Source organism: Muriicola sp. (assembly GCF_041567615.1).
Lineage (GTDB): Bacteria > Bacteroidota > Bacteroidia > Flavobacteriales > Flavobacteriaceae > Muriicola.
This window is the reverse complement of the sequence record NZ_JBFGBM010000160.1, coordinates 1-6,522: the sequence shown is the minus strand read 5'-3', so window position 1 is coordinate 6,522 and position 6,522 is coordinate 1. Positions and strand designations below refer to the sequence as shown.

Genomic DNA, 6,522 nt, shown 5'->3' with positions numbered 1-6,522 from the left:
GAAGGCCCTCAGGGACAGGCGCTACTGGCTAATTCGACCGTAGCCAACCTCATGCAAAGAACAGCCATGAAAGATGGTTCTGACGACAACATCGTCGATCAGGCCAATTGTTTTTCCCTGGCTTTTCCTTTTACCGTTGTGGTCAACGGGATGGAGCTTACCGTAAATTCTGAGGAAGACCTCGATACCGTAGAGGATATCCTGGATGAGTTCGATGAAGATGAAGACACGATTGAGATCGAATTCCCCATCACCATTGTCCTTAGTGATTTCAGTGAGATCTCAATCAATTCTCTGGATGAGTTTGAGGCCTATGCAGATGAGTGCGCAGGGGAGAATGAATACGATGAGGATATTGAATGTATTGACATAGCGTATCCTATCACTGTTTCTGTATTCGACACCAATAACGAACTTGTCGATACCATCACCATCAACAGCGACCAGGAACTCTATTTCTTTATCGAAGAACTGGATGATGATATCATTGTGAACGTACAATTCCCGATCACCCTGATCCTCTCAGACGGTACTGAGATCTCAGTGTCTAACCTGGACCAGCTGGAGGACGTGATTGACGAAGCCGAGGATGACTGTGATGAGGATGACGACTACGACTACAACGATGACGACTGTGACAATTGCACCACCGAAGGTCTGGCTGATTTTATCACCGGTTGCGATGGCTGGTATGTGAAAGACCTGGAGAGAAATGACATGGACCTCACAGATCAGTATGTGGGATACACTTTCAGTTTTGATGCCGAAGGCAATGTCACCGCTGATTCAGGAACGGAAACCTTTACAGGGACCTGGGAAAGCAGCGGGTCCGGGAACAACATCACCGTAAGCATCAACATCCCTGATCTCAGTGATTTCAATGCCGACTGGATGCTGCACGAACTGGAGCAGTATGAGGATGAATTTGAGGTCGACCTGAGGATGGCGAATGATGACGAGCTGGAATTCAGAAGTAACTGTACCCCTTAACCTATCATTTTACGGGAGTGTCCGGGTCCTTAATAGCCCCTGGGGCCGGGATGCTCCTTTCTTTTTAAATCCCTTCAAGTAACTACATAAAAATTATTAACCATGAAAAAGTTCCTTTTAACCCTAGCCCTCCCAGCTCTTACTTTCTTCCTGACCCAGTGCTCTTCAGACAGTACGGATGAAGAAATGCAGGACCCTGCAGTTGTCGCCCAGGCGGTTACAGACCTGGCGGTATCCGGTACATGGGTGGTCAGCAGCTATATTGACTCCGGAACCGATGAGACCGACGATTATAATGGATATACCTTCACCTTCAATGCAGACGGAAGCCTGGTTGCAGATAACGGGAGCAGTACGGTAACCGGTACCTGGTCTGTGACCGTTGACGACAGTTCTGACGATGACGACTATGACAGTATGGACGATGTGGATTTCAATATTTTCTTCGCTGCCCCTCCGATCTTTGAGGAATTGACAGATGACTGGGACATTGTTTCTAGATCATCGACCAGAATTGAACTCATTGATATCAGTGGGGGAGACGGTAGTACGGATACCCTGGTGTTTGAGAAGAACTAACTACGCTATGGATTGGAAATTGTTCGGACCTCTTCTTTAACATCCCCATGAATTAAAGATGACGGTCAATTGAAACTGTCCCTTTTTATGGGACAGTTTTTTTTATGAAAGATACCTAAACTCCCGTTCTGGCCTCAGCACAGGGCGTAGTATGCAATTTTAAATATTTTTCTGCGTTAGAGATCATAATATAATTGTCCCATTTTCAGTCGGTTCTGTAAAAAAAACGAAATTTTTCAGGAGTTCTTTAAACGGAGTTGTTCTATATACAAAAGGAGGTCAAAGAGTGCGGCCCCGCCCCAAAAATAAATGATAACCTATTAATGCTTTCATCATGAAAATTCTAAAACATGTATTCTTATCAGTATTGGCCATAGGTCTGGCCAGTTGCTCAGCCGAGAGTGACGAAGGAAAAATCCAGTTGAGGTTCGAAGGAGTTCGCTCTTCCTCTGCTTCAGGCAAAGCCGCAACCTCGGCCAGTAAAGGCAACGAGAATGTGGTCTTTACCGATTTTAAGATCTCCATCCGGGATGTGGTCTTCAAGAACGACGACGATCCGAACAGCAACCTGGATACTGACGAAATCCAATTCAGAGGACCCTACCAGGTCGATTTGCTCGATGGGTCTGACGCCCTGACTCAAACGATCGGTACCGTTGTAGTTCCCGATGGCCTTTACAAGGAACTGAGGTTTAAATTCCACAAGGATGAGGATCTCCCTGCCACAGATGATCTTTTTGACAAATCCATCTTTATTGAAGGGACCATAGACGGGACTCCTTTTGTATTCTGGCATGATACCAGTGAGAATCTGGATGTGGGAAGAAGCACGGGCGTTCAGGTCGTTGACGGTGTTGTCAGTTTTACGGTGACTTTTGATATCGACCAGTTCCTGAGCTCTTTTAACGAAATCGACCTGAGTCTGGCGACAGACAATAACCAGGACGGGATCATCGAGATCTTTCCCAACGACGAGGACGGAAACAGGGATATCGCCGACAGTCTGAAAGAGAATATAAAAGCTACAGCAGATATCATAGACAACTAAGGAGTCTGTAAATAAATTAAAAAGTCCTGAGGTATCACCCAGGACTTTTTTTATACGTCATTATTGCCTTAAAGTCTTCTGAAACGGATCCTGTCGCCTTCCTGCAGCCCCCAGGCCTCACTCAACCCGGCATTCACCTCCAGGACATACATCACCGGCTGGGTCGAAGGCAAACTCTGTTCTTGCAAGGGTTGGGCATCCTTTATGATGCTGGTGACAACCGAGTCCCGGTCGATAAAGATGATGTCTAACGGAAATCGGGTATTCTTCATATAGAAACTGTGGTAAGCCTCTTCCGGGAAAACAAACAGCATACCCTGCTCTTTTTCCATCCCATCCCGGTACATGAGTCCGGTTTGGGTCTCGTATTCCCCCTCGGCGATCTCAATGTCGAGTCGGGCGATCAGGGAATCCGATGCACCTCTGAGCAGGGACAGGGTCCCTTCCTTGGAAAAGGTAACAGGGGCTGTGGTTACTATCTTTTTGGGTTCGTCCTTACATCCTGTTATCAGGAAAAGGCCACAAAGGAAGACCCAATACGCCCGGTGTAAAGCTCTTAGCTTGTACATCTATTATGCTTTTGTAGGTTTGAACATAAAATAGAAGCCTACCAGGATAAAGGGGAGGCTGAGCCACTGGCCAGTAGACAGGAGCCCGAGGGTCTCCTCAAAACCGCCCTGGCTTTTCTTTACGAATTCCACAAAGAAACGGATGGTCCACAACAAGACCAGGAAAAGGCCGAACAAATATCCCGGCTTATCCTTCTTAGCCGTCTTCCAATAGAGGTAATACAAGAGGAGAAAGACAAAGATATAACTGATCCCCTCGTAGAGCTGAGCAGGATGCCGGTAGGGAATGGCTTCCAGGTATTCCGAGAACTGGGGGTTGTTCTCCAGTGCCTTGTAAGCGGCATCTGCTGTTTTTTCCTTGGTGATGCGCAAGGCGTTGGAAGCAGGCATATCATCACTGTCCCTCACGAATTTCGTGGCGAACAGGAAAGATTTTTCTACGATCTTCCCATTGATCTCAGAGTTGAAAAAGTTCCCCAGCCTGACGCAGAATGCCCCTATGGATACCGGGATCACGACACGGTCCAGGATCCAGAGCATCTTAAAGCCCTTGTGCTTTCGAACGTAGAGGTACATGCCTATGATAATTCCGATGGCGGCTCCGTGACTCGCCAGTCCTGTAAAACCGGTGAACTCATACCCGCTGATTATCCCGAACAGACTGCCACCTGCACGTTCGCGGATGGGGAGGAGTATCTCTAGCAGGTGCTGGGAATAATAGGGCCAGTCATAAAAGAACACATGGCCGAGCCGGGCACCCAGCATGGTGGCGATCACGGTATAGATAAAGAGGGAATCCAATTCCTGTACTGTTTTCTTCTCATTGAGGAAGATGCGTTTCATGATGAACCAGCCCAGGGCAAAGGCGATGATCCACAACAGGTTGTAGTACTTGATCTGCAGGAAGCCGATCCTGAACAGCGTATCGGCCGGATTCCAGATAAAACCTAAAAAATTCATGAAGTCATTTTAGGGGTCTAAGATACACAAATACCCAGAGAGGTAAAGGATTTAGAGGGCTACTCTGAGATTTCTTTACAACCCGGGACCACAGCAGGCTAGGGCACAGGGTCATAGCCGCTACCACCCCAGGGATGGCAACTGAAGATGCGCTTTAAAGAAAGCCATCCTCCCCTGAACAATCCGTGTTTCCTCAGGGCTTCCAGGGTGTAATGGGAGCAGGTGGGCGTATATCGACAACTGGACGGCAGGTAAGGTGAGATCAGCAGCTGGTAGCCTCTGACAAGAAAGACAAAGGGGGCGATGAGGATCTTCTTCATGAGATGCTGAAGGTAGTGCCTTCCTTCCCGTCCATGAGCTGTATACCCATGGCTGCGAGCTCATCCCGGATCTTGTCTGAGGTGGCAAAGTCCTTGCTCGCCCTGGCCTCATTCCTCATCTGGATCAGAAGGGAGACCACCCCGCTCAATTTCTCCGAAATGGCACTGTCCTGGGTTTGTGATTCGAGTCCGAGAACATCAAAAACAAAATCGTTCATGGTCTGCTTCAGGACAGACAGGTCTTCATCCGTAAGGGTGGATTTACCTTCCCTTATCTGGTTGATGTACTTGACTCCTTCAAAGAGTACTGCGATCAGGACAGGAGAGTTAAAGTCATCATTCATGGCGTCATAGCAACGCTTTCTCCAGTCCTGTATGTCCATATCGGAGGACTTACCGGCTACCAGGCTGTCCATGAGCCCCATGGCGTCCATAAGCCGTTGATATCCTTTTTCGGAGGCCAAAAGGGCTTCATCGCTCAGATCGAGGATGCTGGTATAATGGGCCTGCATCATGAAAAATCTTACTACAGCAGGGGAAAAAGCCTTGCTCAGATGGTCGTTTTCCCCTGAGAAGATCTCATTGGGCAGGATGTTATTTCCCGTAGACTTGGCCATTTTCTTCCCGTTCATGGTCAGCATGTTGGCATGTAGCCAGTATTTTACCGGAGACTGTCCTGTGGATGCCTCGGACTGGGCGATCTCGCATTCGTGGTGAGGGAATTTCAGGTCCATCCCCCCTCCGTGAATATCAAAGGTCTCCCCTAAGTATTTCGTGCTCATGGCGGTGCACTCCAGGTGCCAGCCCGGAAATCCGTCGCCCCAGGGGGAAGGCCACCTCATAATATGCTGGGGCTCTGCCTTTTTCCAAAGGGCAAAATCCTGAGGGTTACGCTTTTCATCCTGGGCTGTCAGTTCCCTTGTGTTACTGATCATATCTTCCAGTTTGCGGCCGCTCAGCTTCCCGTATTCATGAGTTTTGTTGAATTTGAGGACGTCGAAATAAACAGACCCGTTAGTCTCGTAGGCGTATCCCTTTTCCAGGATCTCCTTGATGATCTCGATCTGCTCGATGATATGTCCGGTCGCCGTGGGTTCAATACTGGGAGGCAAGAGGTTGAATTTCTGCAGAATGTTGTGAAAATCGACCGTATAGCGCTGCACGACTTCCATGGGTTCTATCTGCTCCAGCCGCGCTTTTTTTGCGATCTTATCCTCCCCTTCTCCGGCATCGTCATCCTCCAAATGGCCTGCATCCGTGATATTTCGCACATATCTCACCTTGTATTCCAGGTGTTTCAGATAGCGGAAGATCATGTCGAAGGACATAAAGGTGCGGCAGTTGCCGAGATGCACATTGCTGTAGACCGTCGGGCCACAGACATACATGCCCACATGGCCTTCATTGATGGGCTCAAAGACCTCTTTCTGGCCGGTAAGGGAATTGTAGATTTTCAGTTGCTGATCTCGGTAAAGCGCCATGGGGATCCTCGAGGATTAAAAGGTAGTATCCATGTTGATATATTCCAAAAACTCCTTGCGGATGGCCTCTTCCTTGAATCGGCCACCGTACTCCGCGGTTACGGTACTGCTGTCCACATCCCGTATACCCCTCGAATTTACACAGAGGTGTTTGGCATCTATCACGCAGGCTACATCTTCCGTGCCCAGTACTTTTTGAAGTTCGCGTACGATCTGTATGTTCATCCTCTCCTGTACCTGGGGCCTTTTCGCAAAATAGTCCACGATCCGGTTCATTTTGGACAGGCCCACTACGGTCCCGGCAGAGATATAGGCGATATGAGCTTTCCCCACAATGGGAAGCATGTGGTGTTCGCAGGTGGAATAGACCGTAATATTCTTCTCCACCAGCATTTCCCCGTACTTGTATTTGTTCTTGAAGGTGGAGGACTTAGGCTTCCTGTCAGGGTGGAGTCCGCTAAAAATCTCTTCCACATACATCTTGGCCACACGCTTTGGAGTGCCTTTCAGGCTGTCGTCATCCAGGTCGAGCCCAAGGGTGAGCATCACGTCTCTCACACTCTGCTCAATGCGTT

General features: G+C 48.5%; 8 protein-coding genes. 3 read left to right on the top strand and 5 right to left on the bottom strand.

All coding sequences use genetic code 11. The annotated features are described in order from the left end of the window. From ABYP73_RS10600 to ABYP73_RS10590, 3 genes are all read left to right on the top strand, one after another. Positions 1-990 (top strand): hypothetical protein (locus ABYP73_RS10600; protein WP_372974299.1); only part of this gene is annotated, 990 nt, incomplete at its 5' end. Between the two features lie 102 nt (positions 991-1,092). Further along, positions 1,093-1,569, top strand: coding sequence for a hypothetical protein (locus ABYP73_RS10595; protein ID WP_372944776.1), 477 nt, complete (start codon positions 1,093-1,095; stop codon positions 1,567-1,569). Positions 1,570-1,903: 334 nt separating this feature from the next. Then, entirely contained in the window at positions 1,904-2,617 is a 714-nt protein-coding gene (locus ABYP73_RS10590; RefSeq protein WP_372974298.1) for a hypothetical protein, read from the top strand. 68 nt (positions 2,618-2,685) lie between these two features. Here ABYP73_RS10590 and ABYP73_RS10585 read toward each other — a convergent pair whose 3' ends face one another. The 5 genes from ABYP73_RS10585 to folE form a co-directional block, all read right to left on the bottom strand. Continuing rightward, on the bottom strand, positions 2,686-3,186 hold the full coding sequence (locus tag ABYP73_RS10585; RefSeq protein WP_372944778.1) for a DUF192 domain-containing protein: 501 nt from the start codon (positions 3,184-3,186) through the stop codon (positions 2,686-2,688). 3 nt (positions 3,187-3,189) lie between these two features. Then, positions 3,190-4,146, bottom strand: a complete 957-nt coding sequence (gene lgt, locus ABYP73_RS10580; protein WP_372974297.1) for a prolipoprotein diacylglyceryl transferase — start codon at positions 4,144-4,146, stop codon at positions 3,190-3,192. A gap of 98 nt (positions 4,147-4,244) precedes the next feature. Continuing rightward, positions 4,245-4,466 (bottom strand): membrane protein insertion efficiency factor YidD, encoded by a 222-nt coding sequence (gene yidD, locus ABYP73_RS10575; protein WP_372946154.1) that lies wholly within the window; start codon positions 4,464-4,466, stop codon positions 4,245-4,247. Beyond that, positions 4,463-5,947: a cysteine--tRNA ligase gene (cysS, locus tag ABYP73_RS10570; protein ID WP_372946153.1), complete on the bottom strand. Its 1,485-nt coding sequence runs from the start codon at positions 5,945-5,947 to the stop codon at positions 4,463-4,465. The genes yidD and cysS overlap by 4 nt, the downstream gene beginning before the upstream one ends. A 15-nt stretch (positions 5,948-5,962) precedes the next feature. Beyond that, a partial coding sequence (gene folE / locus ABYP73_RS10565) for a GTP cyclohydrolase I FolE (protein WP_372974296.1) occupies positions 5,963-6,522 on the bottom strand: 560 nt, incomplete at its 5' end.